This window comes from Streptomyces cupreus (assembly GCF_014257025.1).
In the GTDB taxonomy this organism is placed as follows: Bacteria; Actinomycetota; Actinomycetes; order Streptomycetales; family Streptomycetaceae; genus Streptomyces; species Streptomyces cupreus.
The window spans coordinates 1-1,175 of sequence record NZ_JACMSF010000167.1 but is presented as its reverse complement, the minus strand read 5'-3'; the positions used below and the strand labels follow the sequence as shown (position 1 = coordinate 1,175).

The 1,175-nt window shown below is 68.6% G+C and carries 1 protein-coding gene; it reads left to right on the top strand.

The window, feature by feature from the left end; genetic code table 11:
- Positions 1-68 precede the first annotated feature (68 nt).
- A protein-coding gene (locus H4N64_RS47160) for an IS630 family transposase (protein ID WP_472910317.1) occupies positions 69-1,171 on the top strand; the annotation gives its coding sequence in 2 pieces (ribosomal slippage) (positions 69-573 and positions 573-1,171; 1,104 coding nt in all).
- Positions 1,172-1,175 lie beyond the last annotated feature (4 nt).

Here is a 1,175-nt window from a genome sequence, read left to right as displayed (position 1 = left end):
TACTCAGGTTGAATCGGCGATGTCCGGGCTGTGGTGACGGGTTGTGATCCCTGCGGTACGACGTCCTCATGCGGTACGCGCAACGGGGCGGGCTGAGGCCTGTCGAGCAGGTGAAGCGGGAGGCCGTGCGGCTGGAGGCCGCCAAACGGTTCGAAGCCGGGGCCGGTACGGCCCAGGTGGCGGCGGAGTTACGGGTGACGGACCGGTCGGTGCGCCGGTGGCGGGCGGCCTGGCGGCACGGTGGTGCCGGAGCGTTGGCGTCGGCGGGCCCGATGGCGGTGGAACGGCTGTCTCCGCAGCAGTGGCAGCGGCTGGAGGCGGAGTTGAAGCGGGGGCCGCTGGCGCACGGCTTCGACGACGAGGAGCAGGGCTGGACGCTGAAGCGGGTGAAGCTGCTGATCGGCCGGTTGTTCCATGTCGGCTACACCGTTCAGGGCGTGTGGCGGCTGCTGCGGCGGCACGGCTGGAGTTGCCAGGTGCCGGTGCGGCGTGCGTTGGAGCGGGACGAGGAGGCGATCGAGGTGTGGAAGGCCGAGGTGTGGCCGCGGGTAAAAGTACCGCGCACGACCTGGGCGCCCACATCTGCTTCGCGGACGAAAGCGGCCAGTCGCTGATTCCGCCGCGTGGGCGCACCTGGGCGCCACGCGGGGCCAGACCTGTCGTGCGGGTGGCGGGCCGGCGCGGCGGCCGGGTCAACGTCGCCGGCGTGGTGTGCTTCAAGTCCGGCCACCGGCCGCGGATGTTCTTCAAGCTGCACGTCCACCACGGCCGCAAGGGCGAACTGAAGACCTTCGCCTGGAGCGACTACCGGGACTTCATCCGCATGGTGCACCTGCAGCTCGGCACCCCCGTGGTGTGGGTCTGGGACAACCTGAGTGTGCACCTGCAGCAAGAGCTCTTCGACTTCGAGGCGGAGCACAAGGACTGGCTGGTCATCTTCCACCTGCCGCCATACGCGCCGGAGATCAATCCGCAGGAAGGGATCTGGAGCCTGCTCAAGCGGGCCCTGGCCGATTTCGCCGCGGCCGACCTCACGCATCTGACCCGCGTCATCAAACGGAAGCTGCAGAAGATCCAGTACCGGCCACACCTGATCACCGGCTGCCTGCCAACCACCGGTCTGGACCTCACGGGCCTGGTCGAGACACCGGACATCGCCGATTCAACCTGAGTAA